The organism is Radiobacillus kanasensis (assembly GCF_021049245.1).
GTDB lineage: Bacteria > Bacillota > Bacilli > Bacillales > Amphibacillaceae > Radiobacillus > Radiobacillus kanasensis.
In genome coordinates this window covers 2,521,525-2,546,068 of the sequence record NZ_CP088020.1, presented here as the reverse complement: position 1 = coordinate 2,546,068, position 24,544 = coordinate 2,521,525, and the positions used below count along the sequence as shown (strand labels likewise).

16 protein-coding genes, 3 rRNA genes and 1 other annotated feature are annotated in these 24,544 nt (G+C 41.0%); of the genes, 14 read left to right on the top strand and 5 right to left on the bottom strand.

Annotated features, from left to right (window positions below; translation table 11 throughout):
- Positions 1-13 precede the first annotated feature (13 nt).
- The 5 genes from KO561_RS13225 to rrf all read left to right on the top strand — a co-directional run bounded on the left by KO561_RS13225 (position 14) and on the right by rrf (position 10,077).
- The gene (locus KO561_RS13225; protein ID WP_231093749.1) at positions 14-1,663 is read left to right on the top strand and encodes a methyl-accepting chemotaxis protein; all 1,650 of its coding nucleotides are present in this window, start codon (positions 14-16) and stop codon (positions 1,661-1,663) included.
- A gap of 59 nt (positions 1,664-1,722) precedes the next feature.
- Positions 1,723-1,929: a binding site (T-box leader), on the top strand.
- A gap of 190 nt (positions 1,930-2,119) precedes the next feature.
- Positions 2,120-4,537 (top strand): leucine--tRNA ligase, encoded by a 2,418-nt coding sequence (gene leuS, locus KO561_RS13220; protein WP_231093748.1) that lies wholly within the window; start codon positions 2,120-2,122, stop codon positions 4,535-4,537.
- Between the two features lie 383 nt (positions 4,538-4,920).
- A 16S ribosomal RNA gene (locus KO561_RS13215) occupies positions 4,921-6,483 on the top strand.
- Between the two features lie 229 nt (positions 6,484-6,712).
- Positions 6,713-9,629, top strand: a 23S ribosomal RNA gene (locus KO561_RS13210).
- Between the two features lie 332 nt (positions 9,630-9,961).
- A 5S ribosomal RNA gene (gene rrf / locus KO561_RS13205) occupies positions 9,962-10,077 on the top strand.
- The 16S, 23S and 5S rRNA genes sit together here, the layout of an rRNA operon.
- A gap of 135 nt (positions 10,078-10,212) precedes the next feature.
- On the opposite strand, the gene KO561_RS13200 is transcribed toward rrf, so the two are convergent.
- Positions 10,213-11,472, bottom strand: a complete 1,260-nt coding sequence (locus tag KO561_RS13200; RefSeq protein WP_231093747.1) for a BaiN/RdsA family NAD(P)/FAD-dependent oxidoreductase — start codon at positions 11,470-11,472, stop codon at positions 10,213-10,215.
- A gap of 120 nt (positions 11,473-11,592) precedes the next feature.
- On the opposite strand from KO561_RS13200, the gene KO561_RS13195 reads away from it, so the two are divergent.
- Together KO561_RS13195 and KO561_RS13190 are read left to right on the top strand one after the other, a co-directional pair.
- Entirely contained in the window at positions 11,593-13,221 is a 1,629-nt protein-coding gene (locus KO561_RS13195) for a putative polysaccharide biosynthesis protein (RefSeq protein ID WP_231093746.1), read from the top strand.
- Between the two features lie 11 nt (positions 13,222-13,232).
- On the top strand, positions 13,233-13,940 hold the full coding sequence (locus tag KO561_RS13190) for a pseudouridine synthase (RefSeq protein ID WP_231093745.1): 708 nt from the start codon (positions 13,233-13,235) through the stop codon (positions 13,938-13,940).
- Positions 13,941-14,000: 60 nt separating this feature from the next.
- On the opposite strand, the gene KO561_RS13185 is transcribed toward KO561_RS13190, so the two are convergent.
- Positions 14,001-14,219 (bottom strand): DeoR family transcriptional regulator, encoded by a 219-nt coding sequence (locus KO561_RS13185; protein WP_231093744.1) that lies wholly within the window; start codon positions 14,217-14,219, stop codon positions 14,001-14,003.
- 155 nt (positions 14,220-14,374) lie between these two features.
- Here KO561_RS13185 and KO561_RS13180 point away from each other — a divergent pair, with 155 nt between their 5' ends.
- The 3 genes from KO561_RS13180 to KO561_RS13170 all read left to right on the top strand — a co-directional run bounded on the left by KO561_RS13180 (position 14,375) and on the right by KO561_RS13170 (position 16,982).
- On the top strand, positions 14,375-15,394 hold the full coding sequence (locus tag KO561_RS13180; RefSeq protein ID WP_231093743.1) for an ion channel: 1,020 nt from the start codon (positions 14,375-14,377) through the stop codon (positions 15,392-15,394).
- A gap of 97 nt (positions 15,395-15,491) precedes the next feature.
- Positions 15,492-16,055: an RNA 2',3'-cyclic phosphodiesterase gene (gene thpR, locus KO561_RS13175; RefSeq protein WP_231093742.1), complete on the top strand. Its 564-nt coding sequence runs from the start codon at positions 15,492-15,494 to the stop codon at positions 16,053-16,055.
- Positions 16,056-16,064: 9 nt separating this feature from the next.
- Positions 16,065-16,982 carry an NERD domain-containing protein gene (locus KO561_RS13170; RefSeq protein WP_231093741.1) on the top strand — a complete coding sequence of 306 codons (918 nt, stop codon included), beginning with the start codon at positions 16,065-16,067 and terminating at the stop codon, positions 16,980-16,982.
- 91 nt (positions 16,983-17,073) lie between these two features.
- On the opposite strand, the gene KO561_RS13165 is transcribed toward KO561_RS13170, so the two are convergent.
- The gene (locus tag KO561_RS13165; RefSeq protein ID WP_231093740.1) at positions 17,074-18,792 is read right to left on the bottom strand and encodes an IS200/IS605 family accessory protein TnpB-related protein; all 1,719 of its coding nucleotides are present in this window, start codon (positions 18,790-18,792) and stop codon (positions 17,074-17,076) included.
- A 316-nt stretch (positions 18,793-19,108) separates the two neighbouring features.
- Here KO561_RS13165 and KO561_RS13160 point away from each other — a divergent pair, with 316 nt between their 5' ends.
- Positions 19,109-19,897 carry a phosphotransferase family protein gene (locus KO561_RS13160; RefSeq protein ID WP_231093739.1) on the top strand — a complete coding sequence of 263 codons (789 nt, stop codon included), beginning with the start codon at positions 19,109-19,111 and terminating at the stop codon, positions 19,895-19,897.
- Here KO561_RS13160 and KO561_RS13155 read toward each other — a convergent pair.
- Complete coding sequence (locus KO561_RS13155) at positions 19,894-20,175, bottom strand: YtzH-like family protein (RefSeq protein WP_231093738.1); 282 nt, start codon at positions 20,173-20,175, stop codon at positions 19,894-19,896. The genes KO561_RS13160 and KO561_RS13155 overlap by 4 nt on opposite strands.
- 303 nt (positions 20,176-20,478) lie before the next feature.
- Positions 20,479-20,664: a hypothetical protein gene (locus KO561_RS13150; protein WP_408004871.1), complete on the bottom strand. Its 186-nt coding sequence runs from the start codon at positions 20,662-20,664 to the stop codon at positions 20,479-20,481.
- A gap of 1,121 nt (positions 20,665-21,785) precedes the next feature.
- On the opposite strand from KO561_RS13150, the gene KO561_RS13145 reads away from it, so the two are divergent.
- From KO561_RS13145 to KO561_RS13135, 3 genes are all read left to right on the top strand, one after another.
- Entirely contained in the window at positions 21,786-22,409 is a 624-nt protein-coding gene (locus tag KO561_RS13145; RefSeq protein ID WP_231093737.1) for a TetR/AcrR family transcriptional regulator, read from the top strand.
- Positions 22,410-22,419: 10 nt separating this feature from the next.
- Positions 22,420-23,394 (top strand): alpha/beta fold hydrolase, encoded by a 975-nt coding sequence (locus KO561_RS13140; protein WP_231093736.1) that lies wholly within the window; start codon positions 22,420-22,422, stop codon positions 23,392-23,394.
- A gap of 87 nt (positions 23,395-23,481) precedes the next feature.
- Complete coding sequence (locus KO561_RS13135) at positions 23,482-24,081, top strand: class I SAM-dependent methyltransferase (RefSeq protein ID WP_231093735.1); 600 nt, start codon at positions 23,482-23,484, stop codon at positions 24,079-24,081.
- Positions 24,082-24,544 lie beyond the last annotated feature (463 nt).

Genomic DNA, 24,544 nt, shown 5'->3' with positions numbered 1-24,544 from the left:
GGGGGATGCATCAATGAATATAAAGAAAAAACTTCTGATTAATTCTTTAGGAATTTTACTTATATCAAGTCTTATTGTCGCATTTATTATTTATAATATGCTGAACATTCAATCCTCGAGTCAGGATGAAGTAACCACATTAATCGACGTGCAGAAATTAGACTCTGACTTGAACAGTTTAAAACAGAGTTTAAGTAATTTTTCTTTTTCTGGAACGGATGCTCTTAAAGAAGAGGCGAAACAAAATATCGAGCAAAGTACCGCTTTGCTGGAGAAATTAGAAAAGTCCTCAAAAGGGAAGAGTAGTTATGAGTATATCGAGAGGGCTGCTATTAAGTTTGAAGAATTAACAAAAGCAACGGAAAATGCTTTAAATCAGAAAAACTTAGCAGAAGCAAAAAGACAATCGATTCGTATCGATGGAATTCTTAATGATACGTATAAATTTAATATGGCTTCGGAAGCGTTATATGAAAAAGCGTTAGATGATCTGGATGGAAGAATTCAATACGTCATTCTCTCCGCTGTTATTAGTACGGTTGTGTTGATTGCTATTGCTTCTGTTTTCTCTCTAAAAATCACCAATTCTATCAGTGGTTCTTTACGAAAACTATCGGAAAATGCACATCAGATTGCAAATGGAAATCTCCAAGTGGAACCAATTCGTTATAAAGCGAAAGATGAACTTGGAGCATTAAATGACGCATTTACTCAAATGGTAGAACAACTTAGCGGCTTAATCTCTTCTGTGAAAACAGTGAGTAAGGAAGTGGAGCAGTTTGCAGTTGGCTTAGAGAAGGATAATGTTTATCTAACAGATGTGAGTAATCAAATTGCCGTATCAACAGATGAATTGTCTTCTGGTACACAATCTATCTCTGAGGACTTACAAGATGCTGTTTCCTTGATTCAGGATATGGATTCAGAATTCACGAAAAACGTAGATTTTGCCAAACAATCTGTGGAGCATGGTACCAGCGTCATGGAAGCTATTCAAACTGGCCAAGAAGCAATTGAAGTGCAACGTAGTTTAATCGAAGATAATTCCAATACAACGAAACAGATTGAACAAGCGACTCAAACGTTTGTAGGCTACACGAAACAAATTGAAGAAATGGCAAAGTCGGTTTCGGACATTGCGGCCCAAACGAATTTGTTAGCATTAAATGCTGCGATTGAAGCAGCAAGAGCTGGCGAAGCAGGAAAAGGATTTGCAGTAGTTGCCGAGGAAGTTCGAAAGCTCGCAGAAGAATCCTCCAAAGCTACGAGTTACATTTTTGAAATGGTTACCTCTATAGAATCCGGAATCGCAGAAATATCGAATTCCGTATCACAAGGGGTTGCTATCGCCGAAAAAGAACAGGAGTCCATGGGAACAACGACTACGGCTTTCCAAAATATTAAACAAAAAGTAGAAGATATCACCTCTAAGCTGCTTGAACTATCTACGGGCGTTGACCATTCTAAGGATTTAGGTGAAAAAGTTCTAACGAATGTTGAAAGTATAAGTGCTGTGGTAGAAGAAACGGCTGCTGGTAATGAGGAAATTTCAGCTTCGACAGAAGAACAGTTGAAAGCGTTCAAACATATGGTAGAGAAAGTGACGGAAATGAGAGAAATGACGGACCGATTAAATGAAGAAGTAGGTAAGTTTAATCTGTAGGTTGTTCCCTTCCTTGACAAAAAAAGGAGCTTTCATTACAATACCTATACAATAACTGTTGAACGACGAAGAAAAGGAATAGTAATAAAGTCATCAGGAATATAGAGAGGTTACGGTCGGTGAAAGTAGCCCCTGAACTTTATGAACTCACCTTTGATGTTGCAAGGATGAAAATAGTAATCTTTGCCGTCCTCCGCGTTAAGGAGTTGAGCGGGCGCGTTGCGCTAAGTTGGGTGGTACCGCGGGAATAATCTCTCGTCCCATATTTCGATATGGGATGGGGGATTTTTTTATACTATTAAAGTATTTTAGGTAGGTATTAGAAAAACTACGGCACGTACTAACACATGAGTGAATGTCGAGTTTTTTTAATACATTCAGAACGGTATAGTCGCTCCCATGCCATATTCGTCCGAGAATACGAAACAGTTTAATGAAGAACAGGAGGCTAAACCTATGTCATTTAACCATCATAAAATTGAAAAAAAGTGGCGAGATTTTTGGCTGGATAACAAAACGTTTAAAACGAACACGGATACGAATAAAGAAAAGTTCTATATTCTAGATATGTTTCCATATCCATCTGGTGCTGGCCTGCACGTAGGTCATCCCGAAGGCTACACAGCTACAGATATTGTAGCGAGAATGAAACGAATGCAAGGGTATGAAGTTTTACATCCAATGGGTTGGGACGCTTTTGGACTGCCTGCGGAACAATATGCATTGGATACAGGGAATGACCCTGCGGAATTTACGAAGAAGAATATTAATACGTTTAGAAGACAAATCCAAGAATTAGGCTTTTCTTATGATTGGGATCGTGAAATTAATACGACGGATCCGAATTATTATAAATGGACACAATGGATCTTTCTAAAACTTTATGAAAAAGGATTAGCATACATCGATGAAGTGCCGGTAAACTGGTGTCCAGCACTTGGTACTGTGCTTGCTAACGAAGAAGTTATTGATGGGAAAAGTGAGCGTGGCGGGCATCCGGTAGAGCGCAGACCAATGAAGCAATGGATGCTTAAGATCACTGCATATGCGGATCGTTTGCTGGAAGACCTAGAAGATTTAGATTGGCCAGAAAGCATTAAGGACATGCAACGAAACTGGATTGGTCGTTCGGAAGGTGCGGAGGTTCATTTCGGAATTGATGGAATGGACGAATCGTTTACTGTATTTACGACTAGACCGGATACTTTATTTGGAGCAACTTATGCCGTTCTTGCCCCTGAACATTCACTAGTAGAAAAAATTGTTTCTGAAGAACAGCGTGAAAAAGTGAATGAGTATGTCAAACAAGTAAATGTGAAGAGTGATTTAGAACGAACTGATTTGGCCAAAGAAAAATCCGGTGTGTTTACAGGGGCTTATGCCGTAAATCCGATTAATGGGGAAAAACTTCCTATATGGGTTGCGGACTATGTCTTGATGAGTTACGGTTCTGGAGCGATCATGGCTGTGCCAGCGCACGACGAAAGAGACTATGAATTCGCTGTTAAATTTGAACTTCCTATAAAAGCTGTTGTAGATGGTGGCAATGTGGAAGAAGAAGCTTACACAGGTGAAGGCCCGCACATTAATTCGGATTTTCTAAATGGATTAGGAAAAGAAGAAGCTATTATTAAAGCAATCGGATGGCTAGAAGAACATAATAAAGGGGAGAAGAAGGTAAGTTATCGTCTTCGCGACTGGCTATTTAGTCGTCAGCGGTATTGGGGGGAACCTATTCCGGTCATTCACTGGGAAGATGGTACTTCTACAGCTGTTCCAGAAGAACAGCTTCCATTGACATTACCAAAGACGACCGAAATCAAACCTTCTGGCACTGGGGAGTCTCCGTTAGCCAATATTGAGGATTGGGTAAACGTTACAGATCCTGAAACAGGTATGAAAGGTCGAAGAGAGACCAACACGATGCCACAGTGGGCGGGGAGTTGCTGGTATTTCCTTCGCTTTATCGATCCGAATAATTCCGAACAGCTAGCAGATCCAGATAAATTGAAAAAGTGGCTTCCAATTGACACGTATATTGGAGGAGCTGAACATGCTGTTCTTCACCTTCTTTATGCTCGATTCTGGCATAAATTCTTATATGATATCGGAGTTGTTCCAACGAAGGAACCATTCCAAAAGCTTTTTAACCAAGGTATGATCTTGGGAGAGAATAACGAGAAAATGAGTAAATCAAAAGGAAATGTCGTCAACCCTGATGAAATTGTTGATACTCATGGTGCGGATACGTTAAGGCTATACGAAATGTTCATGGGACCGCTTGATGCAGCGGTGGCATGGTCAACGAATGGGCTTGATGGTGCCAGAAGGTTCTTGGATCGTATTTGGAGGCTTTTCGTTACGGATGAAGGGAAACTGACAGATAAAATCGTGGAACAGCAAGGCACGGATTCCTTAGAAAAGGTTTATCATGAAACCGTCAAAAAAGTGACGGAGAACTTTGAAGATCTACGATTCAATACTGGTATTTCTCAAATGATGGTATTTATCAATGAAGCTTATAAGGTAGAAGAAATATCTAGAGAATATGCCGAAGGATTTGTAAAGCTTCTTTCTCCTGTTGCCCCGCACGTAGCAGAAGAGATCTGGCAAAAGCTTGGATATAGTGAGTCTATTTCCTACGCATCCTGGCCAGCTTATGATGAAGCAAAACTTGTAGAAGATGAAGTCGAAATTGTGATTCAAGTGATGGGGAAAGTTCGAGCAAAAGTAATGGTTGCAAAAGATGCTTCAAAAGAAGAATTAGAGAAGCAGGCGCTAGAGAATGAATCGGTACAAGATTGGCTAGATGGAAAAACTGTTCGTAAAGTAATTGCAGTACCAGGTAAGCTTGTCAATATTGTAGCGAACTAAATGACACTAATATTAAAAAGGAGTGCGGACATAAGAGTTCGCATTCTTTTTTTTGTATGCAACATAAAGAGTACTAGTGAGTTTATGGGGAGTTCGGTTTAATAGAATAAAGAACACATCAATTATAAAGAACGCGCAAGAAAATTGTTGACATTTGATTATAGTCATTGTAATATAAATCTTGCTGTCGCAAGAATAATTTATTATCGAATAATCGTTATATCCACTAATTGGAAATTGACATTTTTCGTGGCAGATGATATCATTAGTTTACTGTCGCTCCTATGACAGTTTGAAAATTTGATCCTTGAAAACTGAACAAAACAACCAGTATGTTAAGTAAGAATTTAGCTAGCTTTAAATTGAGTAAAGAACTCAAAACTCTATTGGAGAGTTTGATCTTGGCTCAGGACGAACGCTGGCGGCGTGCCTAATACATGCAAGTCGAGCGCGGGAAGCCATCTGACCCCTTCGGGGTGACGATGGTGGAACGAGCGGCGGACGGGTGAGTAACACGTGGGTAACCTGCCTATAAGACTGGGATAACTCCGGGAAACCGGGGCTAATACCGGATAATACTTTTTCCTGCATGGGAGAAAGTTGAAAGGCGGCTTCGGCTGTCGCTTATAGATGGACCCGCGGCGCATTAGCTAGTTGGTAGGGTAATGGCCTACCAAGGCAACGATGCGTAGCCGACCTGAGAGGGTGATCGGCCACACTGGGACTGAGACACGGCCCAGACTCCTACGGGAGGCAGCAGTAGGGAATCTTCCGCAATGGACGAAAGTCTGACGGAGCAACGCCGCGTGAACGATGAAGGTTTTCGGATCGTAAAGTTCTGTTGTTAGGGAAGAACAAGTACAAGAGTAACTGCTTGTACCTTGACGGTACCTGACGAGAAAGCCCCGGCTAACTACGTGCCAGCAGCCGCGGTAATACGTAGGGGGCAAGCGTTGTCCGGAATTATTGGGCGTAAAGCGCGCGCAGGCGGTTTCTTAAGTCTGATGTGAAAGCCCACGGCTTAACCGTGGAGGGTCATTGGAAACTGGGGAACTTGAGTGCAGAAGAGGAGAGTGGAATTCCACGTGTAGCGGTGAAATGCGTAGAGATGTGGAGGAACACCAGTGGCGAAGGCGACTCTCTGGTCTGTAACTGACGCTGAGGCGCGAAAGCGTGGGGAGCGAACAGGATTAGATACCCTGGTAGTCCACGCCGTAAACGATGAGTGCTAGGTGTTAGGGGGTTTCCGCCCCTTAGTGCTGAAGTTAACGCATTAAGCACTCCGCCTGGGGAGTACGGCCGCAAGGCTGAAACTCAAAAGAATTGACGGGGGCCCGCACAAGCGGTGGAGCATGTGGTTTAATTCGAAGCAACGCGAAGAACCTTACCAGGTCTTGACATCCTCTGAACACTCTAGAGATAGAGCTTTCCCTTCGGGGACAGAGTGACAGGTGGTGCATGGTTGTCGTCAGCTCGTGTCGTGAGATGTTGGGTTAAGTCCCGCAACGAGCGCAACCCTTGATCTTAGTTGCCAGCATTTAGTTGGGCACTCTAAGGTGACTGCCGGTGACAAACCGGAGGAAGGTGGGGATGACGTCAAATCATCATGCCCCTTATGACCTGGGCTACACACGTGCTACAATGGATGGTACAAAGGGCAGCGAAGCCGCGAGGTGAAGCAAATCCCATAAAACCATTCTCAGTTCGGATTGTAGGCTGCAACTCGCCTACATGAAGCCGGAATCGCTAGTAATCGCGGATCAGCATGCCGCGGTGAATACGTTCCCGGGCCTTGTACACACCGCCCGTCACACCACGAGAGTTGGCAACACCCGAAGTCGGTGAGGTAACCTTTTAGGAGCCAGCCGCCGAAGGTGGGGCCAATGATTGGGGTGAAGTCGTAACAAGGTAGCCGTATCGGAAGGTGCGGCTGGATCACCTCCTTTCTAAGGAAAGATAACGGAAGCCAGCTCTTCGGAGCTGGTCAGAGAACATACTGGTTCGTTTGGTTCAGTTTTGAGGGATTAATTTCTCTCTATGCCACTTTCATGTGGTTTTTTGTACCTTGAAAACTAGATAAGAGCATTAGATTAGTGGAAGTTCTTTGAGAACGGAAACTAGACTAATACAAGACATTCAAAAGTAACAAACCAAACGTCTTTTCACAGACAAATTAGTTAAGTGAAGAAGGGCGCACGGTGGATGCCTTGGCACTAGGAGCCGAAGAAGGACGGGACGAACACCGATATGTCTCGGGGAGCCGTACGTAGGCGTTGATCCGGGAATTTCCGAATGGGGAAACCCACTACTCGTAATGGAGTAGTACCTATATCTGAATACATAGGGTATAGGAGGCAGACCTGGGGAACTGAAACATCTTAGTACCCAGAGGAAGAGAAAGCAAATGCGATTTCCTGAGTAGCGGCGAGCGAAACGGAATTAGCCCAAACCAGAAAGCTTGCTTTCTGGGGTTGTAGGACACTCTATACGGAGTTACAAAGAAATAGTGTAGACGAATCGATCTGGAACGATCAGCCGAAGAAGGTAAGAGCCCTGTAATCGAAAGACTGTTTCCTCCAGAGTGGATCCTGAGTACGGCGGAACACGTGAAATTCCGTCGGAATCCGGGAGGACCATCTCCCAAGGCTAAATACTCCCTAGTGACCGATAGTGAACCAGTACCGTGAGGAAAGGTGAAAAGCACCCCGGAAGGGGAGTGAAATAGATCCTGAAACCGTGTGCCTACAAGTAGTCGGAGCCCGTTAACGGGTGACGGCGTACCTTTTGTAGAATGGACCGGCGAGTTACGATCTCTTGCAAGGTTAAGTTGTATAGACGGAGCCGCAGCGAAAGCGAGTCTGAATAGGGCGTTATAGTAAGGGGTCGTAGACCCGAAACCGTGTGATCTACCCATGTCCAGGGTGAAGGTCAGGTAACACTGACTGGAGGCCCGAACCCACGCACGTTGAAAAGTGCGGGGATGAGGTGTGGGTAGGGGTGAAATGCCAATCGAACACGGAGATAGCTGGTTCTCTCCGAAATAGCTTTAGGGCTAGCCTCAAGAAATGAGTACTGGAGGTAGAGCACTGATTGGACTAGGGGCCCTCATCGGGTTACCGAATTCAGTCAAACTCCGAATGCCAGCTACTTTATCTTGGGAGTCAGACTATGGGTGATAAGGTTCATAGTCGAAAGGGAAACAGCCCAGACCACCAGCTAAGGTCCCCAAGTATACGTTAAGTGGAAAAGGATGTGGAGTTGCTTAGACAACCAGGATGTTGGCTTAGAAGCAGCCACCATTTAAAGAGTGCGTAATAGCTCACTGGTCGAGTGACTCTGCGCCGAAAATGTACCGGGGCTAAACGTATCACCGAAGCTGTGGATTGTTCTTCCGAACAATGGTAGGAGAGCGTTCTAAGTGCAGCGAAGTCAGACCGTAAGGACTGGTGGAGCGCTTAGAAGTGAGAATGCCGGTATGAGTAGCGAAAAAGAAGTGAGAATCTTCTTCACCGAATGCCTAAGGTTTCCTGAGGAAGGCTCGTCCGCTCAGGGTTAGTCGGGACCTAAGCCGAGGCCGAAAGGCGTAGGCGATGGACAACAGGTGGATATTCCTGTACCACCTCCTTTCCGTTTGAACGACGGGGGGACGCAGTAGGATAAGGAAAGCGCACCGATGGATGTGTGCGTCCAAGCAGTGAGTGAGTCAGATAGGCAAATCCGTCTGGCAATCACAAGCTGTGATGGGGAGGGAAATTGAGTACCGAAGTTCCTGATTTCACACTGCCAAGAAAAGCCTCTAGTGAGGAAAGAGGTGCCCGTACCGCAAACCGACACAGGTAGGCGAGGAGAGAATCCTAAGGTGATCGGGAGAACTCTCGTTAAGGAACTCGGCAAAATGACCCCGTAACTTCGGGAGAAGGGGTGCTTCTTGCATGAGAAGCCGCAGTGAAAAGGCCCAAGCGACTGTTTAGCAAAAACACAGGTCTCTGCGAAGCCGAAAGGCGAAGTATAGGGGCTGACACCTGCCCGGTGCTGGAAGGTTAAGGGGATGCGTTAGCCGCAAGGCGAAGCGTTGAACCGAAGCCCCAGTAAACGGCGGCCGTAACTATAACGGTCCTAAGGTAGCGAAATTCCTTGTCGGGTAAGTTCCGACCCGCACGAAAGGTGCAACGACTTGGGCACTGTCTCAACGAGAGACCCGGTGAAATTATACTATGCGTGAAGATGCGCATTACCCGCGACAGGACGGAAAGACCCCGTGGAGCTTTACTGTAGCCTGATATTGAATGTTGGTACAGCTTGTACAGGATAGGTGGGAGCCTGAGAAACCGGAGCGCTAGCTTCGGTGGAGGCGCCGGTGGGATACCACCCTGGCTGTACGGACCTTCTAACCCAGGACCGTGATCCGGTTCGGAGACAGTGTCAGGTGGGCAGTTTGACTGGGGCGGTCGCCTCCCAAAGAGTAACGGAGGCGCCCAAAGGTTCCCTCAGAATGGTTGGAAATCATTCGAAGAGTGTAAAGGCAGAAGGGAGCTTGACTGCGAGACCTACAAGTCGAGCAGGGACGAAAGTCGGGCTTAGTGATCCGGTGGTTCCGCATGGAAGGGCCATCGCTCAACGGATAAAAGCTACCCCGGGGATAACAGGCTTATCTCCCCCAAGAGTCCACATCGACGGGGAGGTTTGGCACCTCGATGTCGGCTCATCGCATCCTGGGGCTGTAGTCGGTCCCAAGGGTTGGGCTGTTCGCCCATTAAAGCGGTACGCGAGCTGGGTTCAGAACGTCGTGAGACAGTTCGGTCCCTATCCGTCGTGGGCGCAGGAAGTTTGAGAGGAGCTGTCCTTAGTACGAGAGGACCGGGATGGACACACCGCTGGTGCACCAGTTGTTCCGCCAGGAGCATAGCTGGGTAGCTACGTGTGGAAGGGATAAGTGCTGAAAGCATCTAAGCATGAAGCCCCCCTCAAGATGAGACTTCCCATCATTTTAAATGAGTAAGATCCCTCAGAGACGATGAGGTTGATAGGTTCGAGGTGGAAGCATGGTGACATGTGTAGCTGACGAATACTAATCGATCGAGGACTTAACTAAAAAACAAAAGCGGAAGTGCCCGCTTAGCAACGTACGGACTGCGCCTGGCCAAGCCAGGTGGTTCGACTTGCCGCGCAAAGCGGCGGTTTTAATCGAACTTCTTACGTCGGAGATAAAGGAAACACGATGAGCGGATGCGAATCGATGTTGACTTATCGTACAGAGGTGAGGGAAGTCTCGCTAGTTGCTGGGCACTGGAGCTGGACGTGGCTATTCCGGCTAAATATTTGCCCGCGCAGCTAGACTGTTTCAGTCTAAGCAATTGAATGTCTTCCCTCTTATCTAGTTTTTAGGGTGCAAACTCTATAAAAGTTCCAGTAGGAACTTTAAGGCCTAGTGGTTATAGCAAAGAGGTCACACCTGTTCCCATGCCGAACACAGTAGTTAAGCTCTTTAGCGCCCATGGTAGTTGGGGCATTGCCCCTGCGAGAGTAGGACGCCGCTAGGCAATTTAAAAAACTTCTAAGCATTTTGCTTGGAAGTTTTTTTGTGTAGGAGAACCATAATATCGGTTATTGAGACTGGACAGTGAGGCTCTTGTTCTATTAAAAGAAAGCCCTCCGAAAAAGGCTTTCATGGATATTTACGCTAAAGCTTCCCAAGCTGCATTCATCCCAGCAACTCTGCCTGTTACCATTGCAGAAGTAATATTGTAACCACCCGTGTATCCGTGAATGTCAAGAATCTCTCCACAAAAATACAAGCCGTGCATGATTTTGGATTGCATCGTGTTTGGTACAATTTCTTTCGTTGATACCCCACCTCCCGTAACAAACGCTTTTTCCATTGGAAGTGAACCGTTCACGGTGAAAGTAAATCCTTTTAAGTCTGAAATAAAAGCACGAACTTTTTCCCGGGAAATATTGGCAACCTTCTCTTCCTTAGAAATATCACTTTTTTCCAAGAGAAAGTCTAAGTATCGTTCAGGAACAATGCCCTTCACCAAATTTTTAAATGACTTTTTTGGGTTCTGCTCCATTAATTGAGTATAGTCTTCTAATAATCTTTGTTCGTGCTGGTCAGGTAAAGCATCTACTTTCATCGTAACGTGTTTATTTCCTTTTCTTAATTCTTTTACGACAAACTGTGAGCAGCGAAGTACCGCTGGCCCTGAGATTCCAAAGTGGGTGAAAAGCATGTCCATTTTATGGCTAATAATTGCTTTTCCTTTTCCGTTCAAGACGGACAAATCCACATCTCTTAAAGATAGCCCTTGTAAACCTTTTTTCTTAATGAAGGTTTCATTAGAGGTTAAAGGGACTTCGGTAGGATATAAATCCGTAATCGTATGTCCTGCAGTTTTAGCCCAAGCGTAACCATCACCCGTACTACCAGTGTGTGGGACAGCTTTTCCTCCCACAGCCAAAACGACGGAATTGGTTAGGACTTTTTCCTTTGTTTTTAAAATAACAGTGTGCTGCTCATCTCCATATTGAATCGCTTCAACAGGGGTGTTTGTACGTATAGTTACGTGAAGCTCTTCTAACCTGTTTAAGAGAGCGTTGACTACCGTTTTGGCAGAGTTACTTACAGGGAACATCCTGCCATGATCCTCTTCCTTTAAAGCGACGCCTAGGCCTTCAAAAAAGTCAATGATATCGTAATTATTAAACACAGAAAAAGCACTGTATAAAAATCTACCGTTACCAGGGATATGCTTAATGACATCATCTTGAGGAAGGCGGTTCGTAACATTACATCTTCCTCCACCGGAAATAGCTAGTTTTTTTCCGAGTTTTTCGCCTTTATCTATGAGTAGGGTTTTCGCTCCATTTTCGGCTGCAGCAATTGCTGCCATTAAGCCAGATGGACCTCCACCTATTACTACAACTTGAACATTCATTATGTACTTCCTTTCGTGTTACGAATTCGTAATTAAAATAAACATACAACAGTTCTGTCTAACCCTACACTTTATGATAAAATAGATTCGTTCGATTATCCAATAAATGCAGGTGAAAAAATGTCAACTTCCAATATATTGAGAGGTACCATGCTGCTCACGGCAGCTACTTTTTTATCGAAATTTTTAGGAATGATATATACCATTCCTTTTAATGAACTTGTTGGGACTACAGGCGGAGCCCTATATGGCTATGCTTACGGTCCGTATAATATTTTAATTAGTTTATCGACCATCGGGGTACCACTAGCAGTATCCAAGTTTGTATCCAAATATAACGCCTTAGGGGACTACTACACAGGACGAAGAATGTTCAAAGCAGGTATGAGCCTGATGGCGATTACAGGCGTAGTAGCATTTCTCCTTTTATACTTTGGTTCTGGACTGTTGGCTAAAATCTATATAGGATCCGACTCTCAAGGAATTTCCGTTGCAGAAGTGGAAATGACATTAAAGATGGTGAGTTTTGCTTTACTCCTTATTCCAAGTATGAGTATTATTCGTGGATTCTTTCAAGGCTATGAGTCGATGGGACCAACCGCGATTTCTCAAGTAGTGGAGCAAATTGTTCGAATCGTTTTTTTATTAAGTGCTGCCTTTCTAATCATTCATGTTTTAGACGGTAAAATTTCTACAGCTGTAGGGTATGCCACTTTCGCGGCGTTTGTTGGAGCTGCAGCTTCCTATATTGTGCTAGGTCTATACTGGAAGAAACGAAAACCGTATTTGGATCGACAAGTTGCAAGTCAACGCAAAACGCATCAAATCCCGTTGAAGGACTTATACAAAGAGTTGTTCCGATATGCAGGGCCATTCGTATTAGTAGGATTAGCTACTCCACTTTACCAACAGATTGATGCAATAACCTTTGAAAGAACGATGAGTGCAATTGGCCAAGGGGAAATATCCGCGATTGCTTTCTCCAACATCAATGTGTACGGTCATAAGCTTGTTATCATCCCGGTTACAATTGCGACAGGGCTTTCCTTGGCCATTCTACCAGCAATCACTAAATCGATAACGGAGCGGAATATGCCCCTAGCATTCCGTCAGATTAATCAATCCTTACAAATCGTCATGCTACTTGTTTTACCTGCTTCCGTCGGTATGTCTCTGCTATCATATGAAGTTTATGGGGCATTTTATGGTGATTTTGAACAGCTCTACATTAATGGACCATTACTTGCTTGGTATGCGCCAGTTGCTTTATTGTTTGCCTTTTTCACGGTCACATCTTCTATCCTTCAAGGTATTAATCAACAGCGGTTTGCCGTGAGGAGTCTTGGAGCCGGATTAATAGTGAAAATCTGTTTAAATGTACCTTTGATGTATCTTTTAGGAGCAAAAGGAGCCGTTGTTGGAACTCTTCTTGCAGTTTTGATTGCGATCGTATTAAACTTCTGGAGAATTAAACAAACGATTGGATTCCCGATGCGGGAATTTACAAAACGATCTGCTTTAATGGGGATATTCACTGTATTTATGACTATTACCGTTCTAGTAGTGAAATGGGTCCTTAGTTTTTGGATTACGTATGAGGATGGCCGATTTGCAACTGTCTTAATTTTAATGGTGACGGTTCCGGTTGGGGCGTTGGTCTACTTATGGTTTAGCTATGAATCTACCCTATTAGAAAGAACGTTAGGAAATCGAGTTCGTATTTTTGATCGTATTTTTAGAAGAAGATAAAGGAGCCTAATATGAGAATTGACAAGTTACTAGCTAACATGGGTTTCGGTAGTCGAAAAGAAGTAAAATCGCTCTTGAAAAAAGGAATCGTAATCTGTAATGGCGAAATAATAAAAAATGGTCAAGACCAGGTGGACCCTAATCACGATGATATAAGGGTTGCTGGAGAGCTGATAGAATACAAGGAATTTGTGTATCTCATGATGCATAAGCCTCCAGGTCACGTTTCTGCAACAGAAGATTTTCGTGACCCAACGGTTGTGGATTTATTAGAGCCGGAGGACGCCATTTTTGAACCTTTTCCAGTTGGGCGTTTGGATAAGGATACAGAAGGTTTACTTCTCCTCACGAATGATGGGAAGCTTGCTCATCAATTATTATCGCCGAAGAAAAATGTTGGAAAGACCTATTATGCTCGTATTGCTGGATCGGTTACGGAAGAGGATGTTGCTGCATTTACAAAGGGAGTCACATTAGATGATGGGTATGAAACGAAACCAGCAGAACTGAAGATTCTACGTAGTGGTAGTGCTTCTGAAATAGAGGTTACGATTACGGAAGGAAAGTTTCATCAAGTAAAAAGAATGTTTGAATCTGTGGGGAAAAAAGTTGTTTACCTTAAACGATTATCTATGGGACATTTAGTATTAGATGAGGAGTTACCATTAGGGTCTTATCGAGAGCTTACCTCAGAGGAATTGTCACTGTTAAAACAATGACTCATATAGACAAAAAAATAGGCTGACACAGTTGTCAGCCTTTCTGTATATGGTTTAATACTAGGATATTTTGACTCGTTTTTCAGTAGTTTTCCATCGTCCCCGATTAGGACTCGTAACCAGACCGTTGTGCTCCAGCACGTTCAAATCTCGCTGGACTGTCCGATCTGTGATCCCAAATTCCTCTGCTAGTTCTGTAGTGGAGACTGTCCCTTTTTCTCTAATATAAAGGTATTCAGCCTTAACACGAGTAAGCATACGGGTTGTAGATTGATTCAAAAAACCACTCCTTAATATATGTTTCATATACATGTGGTGCAACTGAATCTAGAAGTTATTCTAATTTTACACTATTTCTATGTATGAAAGCTAGATGTATGAAAAAAATTAACGGGCAATTCAAGAAATTTACGTTCCATTAAGGAGGTCGAAACATGCTTGTCATTAGAAGATTAATGCGAAAAGTGGTCAAGGTACAAAATAGTTTTCTATTTATCGGAAGTATTGCTATGATCCTTTTTGCGTCATACCTAGTTGTTGCCGTTGAGAAAGAGACATTTCCTACCTTTTTTGATGCGCTTTGGTGGGTCATGACAACTGTTACAACAGTGGGATATGGGGATTATTTTCCGGTTAGTGTGGAAGGAAGACTCATCGCACTATTTCTTTACATATTTGGAATTGGTCTTATTGGGATTGTAATTGGGAAAGTAGTAGACAGTTTTTCGAGCTTTCGAATCAAAAGGGAGGAAGGAAAAATCGTGTTTAAGGAAAAAGATCATTACATCATCATAGGTTGGTCGCAAAAGGCTAAGTTTGCAGTTAATGAGATTGTGAAAACGATGCCATCTGCAGAAATTTTAATCATCGATAATCTAGATAAAGCACCGCTATTAGAAGAGAACGTACACTTTTTGAAAGGGCATGCTTCTGAGACAGAAGTTTTAGAGAAAGCAAATATCAAACAAGCGAAAGCCGTACTTATTTTTGCTGACGATAAAATAACAGATGGCCAGTTAAATGATGGCAGAACTTTGCTAATTGCATCAGCAATTGAGTCTTTCGCACCTAATGTACATACCGTAGTAGAAGTGATGGAAGAGGCACATATTAAAAACTTTGTACACGTAAAAGTGAATGAATTTATCATCTCTAATGAAACCATTTCTTCTTTGTTTGTTCGTTCTGCTTTCCATGAAGGAATGTCGAAACTGTACGGTCAATTGTTACGAAGGTCAGTAGGGGAAGATTTGTTCCATATACCAACGAGTCCGGACTGGAAGACGTATAAGGACGCTTTTAATGCTCTATTAGAGGCAGGTGCCACGCTCGTGGCAGATCGCGATGATTTAAGTATAAATCGATCTCTTCATAAAGAAATTCCAGCAGATGCAAAACTATTTGCCATTTGTGATGAAAGTACGTATCAAAAACTAATCCAAAAGATCTCGTAAGAATCTTAAACAACCATGCATGTTCTTTTCCGTGAGGGGGAGTATGGATAATAGGTAAAACGGATATTCAGCTAGATGCACAGGAGGAAAAACAGCAATGACAAAAGACGCTCATTATTTTATCGGTATTCCAGTTCGAGAAGACATCCAGCAATGGTTGGCAGAGTGGCAGAACATGTTGCAGGAAAAAGGTCAATTAGCCTACAAAAGCTGGACACATCCTTCCGACTTACATATAACATTAACCTTCTTGGGTGCCGTATCAGAAAATAAAATAACAGCAATCATTGAGGAACTAGAGAAGCTAGAAGATTTATTTGCCTTTCATCTAAATATTGGTACAATGGGAACGTTTGGAAAGGGAAGTCAACCAAGAGTACTTTGGGCAGGCGTTGAAGTAAACGAGGTGTTAACCGAACTACAAGATAAAGTGGCTAGCAGCTGTTCCATGTTTGGATTTTCAAAAGAATCTAGACCATATCACCCTCATGTTACACTAGCGAAAAAATGGGATAACTCTTTTAATAAAGAATTAGTACTTCCTGAAGAGGCAGAGTTTTCGACAAAAAGGGAAATGATGGTGGACCATTTAGCTGTGTATAAAATTCATCCTTCCAAGTCCCCGAAGTATGAAATCGTAACCGCTATCCGCTTGAATTGAGGTGTAAAGGTGACTCAGTTAGTAAAGTTGCAAGATTATGTATCCAGATACGAAAGAGATATTTTTCATTATCCTGGACAATTTATTCGATTAAAAAAAGAGAATTGGAAGAGGCTTCTTGAGCAGTGGGAGGAGCAGCGCTATCCCGTTTCGGATATAGAAGAAGAGGCGGAACCATTTGAAGCGGATAGATCTATTTGGAATCTTTTTAAACGAAGAGAAAAGGATGAGGAAGAGTTAGAGATGGAAGTAGTGAAACCGAAGCTTCCACAAAAAGAATCGATGCTAAAGCAATATTTTTTGGATCAATTATTGCCGTTCCAATTGAAGTGGGCTTCTACTACCGTAAACGAGATGTCATTTTTAGATCGGGGATATCAGGATGACTTTGTACTCAAGTATTTCTTACAAAGATTTCCGGATACATTTTTATTGTTTTATCAACCAATCTTTCAAATAAAAAATTCCTTTATTGAAGGAGAAATTATTCTTGTTACCCCTTTAGGTATTGATATTATTACTTTATTAGAAACGGATTCTAGCGTAACTTTTATAGCTGGTGATGATCGTACTTGGTTGAAGGAGCACAATCAGGTTCAAACAAAGGTGCTTAGTCCAATGCTCGAGTTAAATCGTACGGAAAAGTTAGTAAGGAGTATGATAAAAGCACACGAACTTGATTTCCCAATTACAAAAATTGTTCTATCTAGAACGAATATGATTGAGGCAGACCAAGAACCGTACCAAACGAAGTTTATTGGAAAGAATGAGCATGAAGATTGGTTACAGGATAAACGTTCCCTCGTTTCACCACTAAAGCATATACAACTAAAGGCATGTGATGTCCTTTTGAGGCATTGTGCCACAAACTCCTATAAACGACCAGAATGGAAAGAAGAAGAAGGAGAAAATCAAAATTTGGATTGAATTGGAGATTGAACTACCCCCACAAAATGCTAAACATTTGGAAGGGGATTCTCAAAAAGAGAAGCTGCTAAGCAGACCATAACCCGTTCAACTAGGCAATGGATTTTCCACTTTCCTCTTTAGTAAGATTGTCTTTCCTTTTCTTAGATTCCAACAGGAAACCGAGAGAGGAGAGTTCATCACGAAGCCTTACTATGTCAGAAAGTTCTAAATGACCGAACCAGAAAGTCGGTACATCACTTAGGAGTCGAGAAACTGCGTTCCATTGCGCCCAATGATGTAGACCTTGTTTCTTCTCTGGAACAAGGGAATGCAACATTAGTGGAAGCTTCTCTTTGTATCCCATTGCTCTTCGAACAATGACGTAAGAAGCAGCCTGGTGAATAGAGATTCCAAAACGCTTCATATATTTCATTTTACCAATTTGAGAAGTATAAGCCGGATTCACTTCATGAACCTCAACCCCTAATTTCTCCGCTCTACATTTGATAGCAGAAACCATTTTACGATAAGCAAATAAGCTCATACGCATATTTGCTTTTTTACTTCCATAAGGGTTAGAGACTTTCGATTTGGTTGTATCCAGCTTTTCTACCGCGATTCCTTTATGATATTTTACCGCATAATCAACAATAGCAATGGCCTCCGCTTCAAGAATCTTGGTAATTTGATTGGAACTTTTTCCAACATGATTGAAATCCAAAACAAAACTGTCAACGAACTGACCTTTATGGTTTACATTCGATACAGCAAAGTGATCTACGTTACAATCCACACCAATTAACCCATCCGCTTTACTGTGATTTTTATATTCTGATGTTGGGATATCTAGCAAACACTTGAATATATAGTAGTCACCTTTGTCTTCGATAGACCAACCAACTGGGTTCCCTTGAAGTTTCCTATCTTTCGAATGTAAGTTCATTTGCATTTCGATTGCAAAATCAATTTGTTCTTGCCCATAAGGAAATACGAGATCTTCGATGTGGACGATGGTTCCGTCAGGAGTTTGGAATGTTAACTGATGGGTTTTCGGATTGTAATGAAAAACAAAGTTTCCTGATTTAGCATCTTTCCTTCCAGAAATCGTCATTTGATTATATCGAGATTGGGTCCAATCCTGTTTCCAAAGGTCATGGTTGTTTTTATATGTATCTAACGTGAATTGAGAACGAAATAGTTTTTTCGTGCCAAAGACAACGTTATGGATGTTCCCTTTTAGACTACGCAGCATCTTCTCTAATCTATCTAGTCGGAATTCCAAACGACCTAAACGGCTTTTTAATTTAGCTATTTCAGAATCAACGTACTCATGTTCAAAAGAATAGACATGGAAGAAAATAAGCGTTTCTTTTTTATAGTGAACTCCGAACAAGTTGCCATGTTGTTGAATGTGTTTCAGGTTCCCTGGTAGGTTGATTTTACCTTTGGTGATAGAAGTTTTTATTTTTCTCAAAGAAGTTAATTTACTTTTGGTCGTCTTGATCTTCTTTTTCACCGATTTGATTTGCTCTTTTTTATTCGACATGTATAGCTTCTGCAGTTCTTTTTGGGATTTTAAAAGAGCCTTCACTTCTTGGACAATGCTGTTGGCATAGTAATCATTCAGTTCGAATTTTTTCTTCACATGCACATGCAGAGAATCCCCATCCCTTTTTGATGTTCCCGAACGAAGTTCTTTAACATTCGTTGAAAAAGAGTAATGTTTTGCTTGGTTGAACGCAAAAAGAGCGTGACGTATGGAATCCACATAAATTTGCGACAGTGTGTTTTTATATACACGTTTTGAAAAATATGCTTTCATCCCCATTCGCCAGCCATCTCCTTTTGAATACTATAAGAATATTTTACCGAGAGGAACATATGTTCGTCAATTAGAAATTACACTTTTTTCGTAGTGAAAATCGATTCATCTTCCACTAATTGCTTAGCAATTTGAAGGAGTCTTCTCGATTAAGAATGATAAATTCAAAGTTTCAAAGAAAATGTCAAAATTTATCCTTGAAAAATAGGTCGAAAATAGGTTAATCTATAGTATGTCTCACTTTAAAAATAATGACGAAATAGATTGATAGATTTTAATCATAGATGCAATGTGTACGAGCAAAATATTGAGGGTGAAACGAGTGGAACAACTATTTGGAACGGATTGGACAATTACGCCAGCAGGTGGTTCAACTGGAGAAGCATATATGGCATCAAATCATGAGAAGCGCCTCTTTCTAAAGCGAAATTCTTCGCCGTTTCTTGCTGTTCTTTCAGCGGAAGGCATCGTCCCTAAGTTGCTATGGACGAAACGAATGGCGAATGGTGATGTCATTACGGCGCAACACTGGTTGGAAGGGCGAGAGCTTGACCCAGAAGAAATGCAACATCCGCAAGTAGCCCGAATGCTTAGTAAAATACATCATTCTCCTGAGCTTTTGGACATGCTTTTAAAAATAGGGAAAGCTCCTATATTACCAAATGAATTACTTCGTGAAATAAGATTAGCATTTCGTAATGTTCAACCAGATCAAATAGAGCTCTATCAAGCTTTTAAATACTTAAAAGAAACGTTATCTTATGTCGAAAATCAACCACAAGTAGTCTGTCACTGTGATTTAAACCATAACAATTGGTTATTATCAGAGGATGGTCAACTTTTTCTTATTGATTGGGATAGTGCAAAGGTCGCGGATCCAGCGATGGATATTGGAATGCTGTTGTTCTGGTATATACCTGAAGAGGATTGGGGCATGTGGTTGGAGCAGTATGGAGCAACCAATGAGTTTATTAAAGAACGTATGTATTGGTATTTGATGTTGTATCATGTTTCCAACTTACTAAAGGAAAAAGAAAAGAGCAGTGCCAAAGCCCAACAATATTTAATACAATTAAGAAGGCTATTGGCACGTGTACAATCAAATATTTAATCGGTCAGTTGAATCGTATGGACCCAATTTTGTAAATTTTCTTGGTTCGTAGTAATGTGCTCATCCAAATTTTGAGCAATTTCTCCCTGTCTACCATAGTTATATATTTCGGGTAGTAGTTGTAAGAGTTCTTCGTTGTCAATCGATTCATTGGCCATAACGGACTGAACGATTCGTTTGATTTGTTGACACTCTGATATCCGGCCACAGCATTCTTCACAATGCTCGCTTAATAAATCCTGTAACACACGTAATTGATCTTGAACAGTTAACGACATCTTTTTACCCCACCTTTGCCGTTAGTTTGCACGGAAAAAGTGAAAATATTTCTTTATCGATAAAAAAAATTGGGTCAGAATTATGTGTTCTATTATTAGAAGAGAAGGTCATGTTTGAAACGTCAAGTAACATGAAAAAAATTTCTTTGCCTCAATGATATACTCACATAATGTAACCATTAATTGAATAAGCTTTCTAGTTCAAAATTGACTTGAACGATCGTTATCATTTATTTTAAATTTTAAGGGCAACTTATTGATAATAAAAAAACACTGGTTATGCAAAAAGATACCCAGTGACTTCTATTCTATTTTAAGTATAAACAATCTTTTTGATTGCTCTATGGAAAGAGAATATTTGTTAACTAAATAAAAAATAGACTTACCGCTGTTGAAGGCGATTTCGATATCCATATTTCTTTCATCTATTAGGTCTCTACCGTCAGAGCGTGTTCCCCATTTTTGATAATTTTCCTTTTTTTTCGGAATATATATTGTTTCACCTTGGATGCTATTTTGAATGTCACGAGTAGTTGTTCAGGTAAAACCTTATCTGCCTTTTTATACGTCTTTTCTTCCAGTCCCTTTTACTTATATATGATTAGTAATAAGGTGCAAAGCCAAATATTAGAAATGGTTTTAACAGGGCGATTAATTCTTAAAATACTCCTCATACAAAGCATCGCCTTCTAATACTGACTTTACATGTAAGTTCATAGTAATTGGATTTATTAAATTGTTAGACATCCCCTTCGTTTAAGTTATTTAACAAATTCATTAATATGTTCTTTTCTTTTGCATTATTTTGCTGCGTTTAATAATTAGTACCTATAAAATATTTTAACATAAGCTCCAATATATACCTATTTCTTCAAGGATGGCTCCAGGTTCCACACATAATTCTGTATCAGCGTTGATAGTATATGGAGAAATACTAGTAATGATTTGCCCATCTTTCGTGTACATTACAGCAATACCCTAACCAGGTGGATACGGATTATTGTGGATGAATTGAACCACTTAAGCGGAGTTTTGAGCCATCATTTGCGAAGTAGAGAGCCACGAATAGAACTATTCTTTTATGGGATGAGCAAGAGCCGTAGAGAAGCTGTTTTCCATTGACTGTAAGTTAAGTCAATGTTGGTACCTAATTTGCACTGTCTTAGGCAAAGTAGAGTGGCCCCTTTACTCTGTGTGTTAAATTGTTTGTCAAAGTTTCTTATTTTGTATTTTTACTGATAGTTAATTGCAGCTATTGAATGGCAGACTGTTTACCACTTCATTCCTTCTGGATAGTCAAAGATATAAAGGCATAGGTTTTGGATCAAAAATCTTATAGTTATTATACAAACTAAAAGGAACCAAGTCCCTTATCAAGAGTATTTTTAATAAATAAAGTCCAAGTGCAGGGTGCTTGGACTTTTCTTTTTCACGTAGTGATGATCATCCTGGATACCAATGTGACTTCTAATTTCAGTTCGGATATGAGCTTCACACGGACTGATAAGCGTGTGAAAATCCAGAACGGGCTAAAAATTATTGACCTTTTAGGTAAATATGATTATAATAAAATTGACCTTATAGGTAAAAAGTGAAAAAAGGTGGTTGTTATGCTTCCAAAACTTTTGAATCTGGAATCCAAAAGAAAAGATGTTATTTTAAATGCGGCATTAAAAGAATTTGCCACGAAGGGCTTTGATGATGCCTCGACAAATGTTATTGCAAAAGAGTCTGGAATTTCAAAGGGGTTAATGTTCCACTATGTAAATAGCAAAAAGAGCCTTTTTCTATTCCTTTATGATTATTGCACTGACATGATTAACAAAGAATATCTTGATTTAATGAATTTTAACGAACAAGATATTTTTGAAAAATTGCGCCAATCATATCTTCTCCAGATTGAGTTGCTGCAAAAGCATCCTTGGATTTTCGAATTTATTAAAATTACTGCTACCACGAATTCTTATGAAATCAACAAGGAGCTAGAAGGAAGAGTTAATGAGAAACAATTATTATGCCACGAGACTATGTTTGATAAGGTTGATGAATCTAAATTCAGGGAAGGGCTGGACGTTGAAAGAGGCAAGCAGCTTATTTTTTGGTCGAATATTGGTTTTACCAATCAGCTACTAGAGGATATTAGAAACTCAGAAATTACTCAATTAGATTATGACAATATTCTTTCAGAACTTGATGATTACCTTAATGAACTCAGGAAAATCTTTTACAAATAGGAATTAATAAATGGAGGTCTTGATATTAGCGATGAAGGATTATACAAATAAACACCAAGGTGATAATTCCTTAGACAATGGACCGCCGATTGGACGTTTTTATAAAGTGGAGGAACGACACTTGTTACTCGACTGTGCTGGGACCGGAAGTCCAGCAGTAGTATTTTTACCAGCAGCGGGCTTGGTCGGACTTGATTATCTGAATATTCACAATCAAATTAGTCAGCGTACAACATCAGTGATCTATGATCGAGCGGGAACGGGCTGGAGCGATCAGGTTAAGCTGCCTCGAAGTGCCCTCGAGGTCGCTGATGAATTACGGAGTCTGTTACACACCGCTGGTGTACCAGCTCCTTATTTATTCGTCGGCCATTCGTTGGGTGGAATTTACGCATGCCGCTACGCTCAACAGTTTCCAGATGAAGTAGCGGGAATGCTTCTGTTAGAACCACCTCACGAGGACTTTCTCACCAATACACCAAAGTTAAAGAAACGCTACCTATTTCCGCAGGGTTTCGCCATCCTTCGGACACTCCTAACTTACAAGCGGACCTTCCGTGGTTTATTCGAACATATGTTTATGAAATGGCCGGATTCGATACGTGAACCATTGATTGAATTTCATCTTAGGACATTATCGAAAACAATTATAGAAAGGAAAAACTTGAACAGCGAGCTATACGATGAAGTCCATAAAGGAGGGGAATTGCGGGACATCCCGTTGATTGTATATACAGCGATGGGAATTGACCCATTCATGACTCCGCTTACGAGTAAATCATTCCTGCGTGAAACTACTGATCCATTCAATAATATAAAAAATACCATTTACACAAAATTGGCAAATTCAGTTCCGCGTGGGGAACATCGAATACTCAAAAATGCTGGACATACCACGATCCACACGGATTCTCCAGATGAAGTGGTCGAAGCGATCTGGGACTTACTCGACTTGAGTAGAACAGATGAAGAAATTAACAGTTGAGTCAAAAGAGAGATGTATATCCCTAACTAAAATGGATAGATTTCTCTAAATAAAATAACCTAAATGGACAGGAGATTGATAGATGATATGGATCGTCAATCACTAATTAAAAAGTTTGATAAACAGGCAAAAAAATACAATAAACGACGAAATTACGGTCAGGCATATAAGTTTCGCCAACGAATTTTTCAAGAAGCTAAAGGAAAGGTATTGGAAGTTGCCATTGGTTCTGGACTTAATTTCCCCTTCTACAGTAGTGATATTGAATTGACAGGATTGGATTTTAGTTATGAAATGTTGAAAACGGCACAGAATGCGGCAAAAAATTATCCTTTTAAAACGGCTCTCATACAAAAAGATGTCGAAACGGTTGAATTTAACGAAAACAGCTTTGACACTATCGTATCTTCTGCTAGTTTATGCGCCTATAAAGAACCTGGCAATGTCCTAAATAGCTTTCAAAAGTGGTGTAAGCCAGAAGGGAAAATACTGATGATGGAGCATGGTATTAGTAAAAACAAACCATTGGCATGGCTGCAGAATTCCTTGGATCCTTTGATGCTAAAGGTTGTAGGGTGCCACCAGAACAGGAATATTTCTGAAATTATAAAAAAGTCTGATTTAAAACTTATTAGAGAGGAGCGCTACTTGGCAGGTTATTTATATTTGATATGGGCTAAACCATAGGTTTTTCCTTAATCTTATAAACACCTATATAATCATTGAATACTGCTAATTTATATTGTGATTTGTTCAATTAACTGACGCGCTTTTATGGAACTGACGGGTGACAATAAAGATGTTCTGTTATAACAAAGTTTTTTCGAAATTCATCCTACTTATTCAACTAAAAGGCCATACTGTTGAACAAAAACCCTATCTTTTTGCCCTAATATTTCACAACAAGTGGTACATTCTTTTAGGTGTAATCAAAAGTGGCTCTCTTTCGGCATACACTGGCTCAGTCATCCGCAAACAGTGGCTCAAAACTCCGCATAGCTCTGGCTCAATTTATCCGCAATACTCAGATACCTTTTATTTATCAAATCGACTGAGTGATTCATAAAGTTATTGTGCGATATTCAATACTTTAATCCCCAACTTCTATTTCAATAACACTCGAACAGAAAGTATAAATACCTATATATCA

Coding starts and splice junctions, on each gene's coding strand:
- KO561_RS13225 (WP_231093749.1), top strand. CDS start 14: ATGAATATAAAGAAAAAACTTCTGATTAATTCTTTAGGAATTTTACTT.
- KO561_RS13145 (WP_231093737.1), top strand. CDS start 21,786: ATGCTTCCAAAACTTTTGAATCTGGAATCCAAAAGAAAAGATGTTATT.
- KO561_RS13190 (WP_231093745.1), top strand. CDS start 13,233: ATGAGAATTGACAAGTTACTAGCTAACATGGGTTTCGGTAGTCGAAAA.
- KO561_RS13200 (WP_231093747.1), bottom strand. CDS start 11,472: ATGAATGTTCAAGTTGTAGTAATAGGTGGAGGTCCATCTGGCTTAATG.
- leuS (WP_231093748.1), top strand. CDS start 2,120: ATGTCATTTAACCATCATAAAATTGAAAAAAAGTGGCGAGATTTTTGG.
- KO561_RS13195 (WP_231093746.1), top strand. CDS start 11,593: ATGTCAACTTCCAATATATTGAGAGGTACCATGCTGCTCACGGCAGCT.
- KO561_RS13135 (WP_231093735.1), top strand. CDS start 23,482: ATGGATCGTCAATCACTAATTAAAAAGTTTGATAAACAGGCAAAAAAA.
- KO561_RS13155 (WP_231093738.1), bottom strand. CDS start 20,175: ATGTCGTTAACTGTTCAAGATCAATTACGTGTGTTACAGGATTTATTA.
- KO561_RS13140 (WP_231093736.1), top strand. CDS start 22,420: ATGGAGGTCTTGATATTAGCGATGAAGGATTATACAAATAAACACCAA.
- thpR (WP_231093742.1), top strand. CDS start 15,492: ATGACAAAAGACGCTCATTATTTTATCGGTATTCCAGTTCGAGAAGAC.
- KO561_RS13165 (WP_231093740.1), bottom strand. CDS start 18,792: ATGGGGATGAAAGCATATTTTTCAAAACGTGTATATAAAAACACACTG.
- KO561_RS13180 (WP_231093743.1), top strand. CDS start 14,375: ATGCTTGTCATTAGAAGATTAATGCGAAAAGTGGTCAAGGTACAAAAT.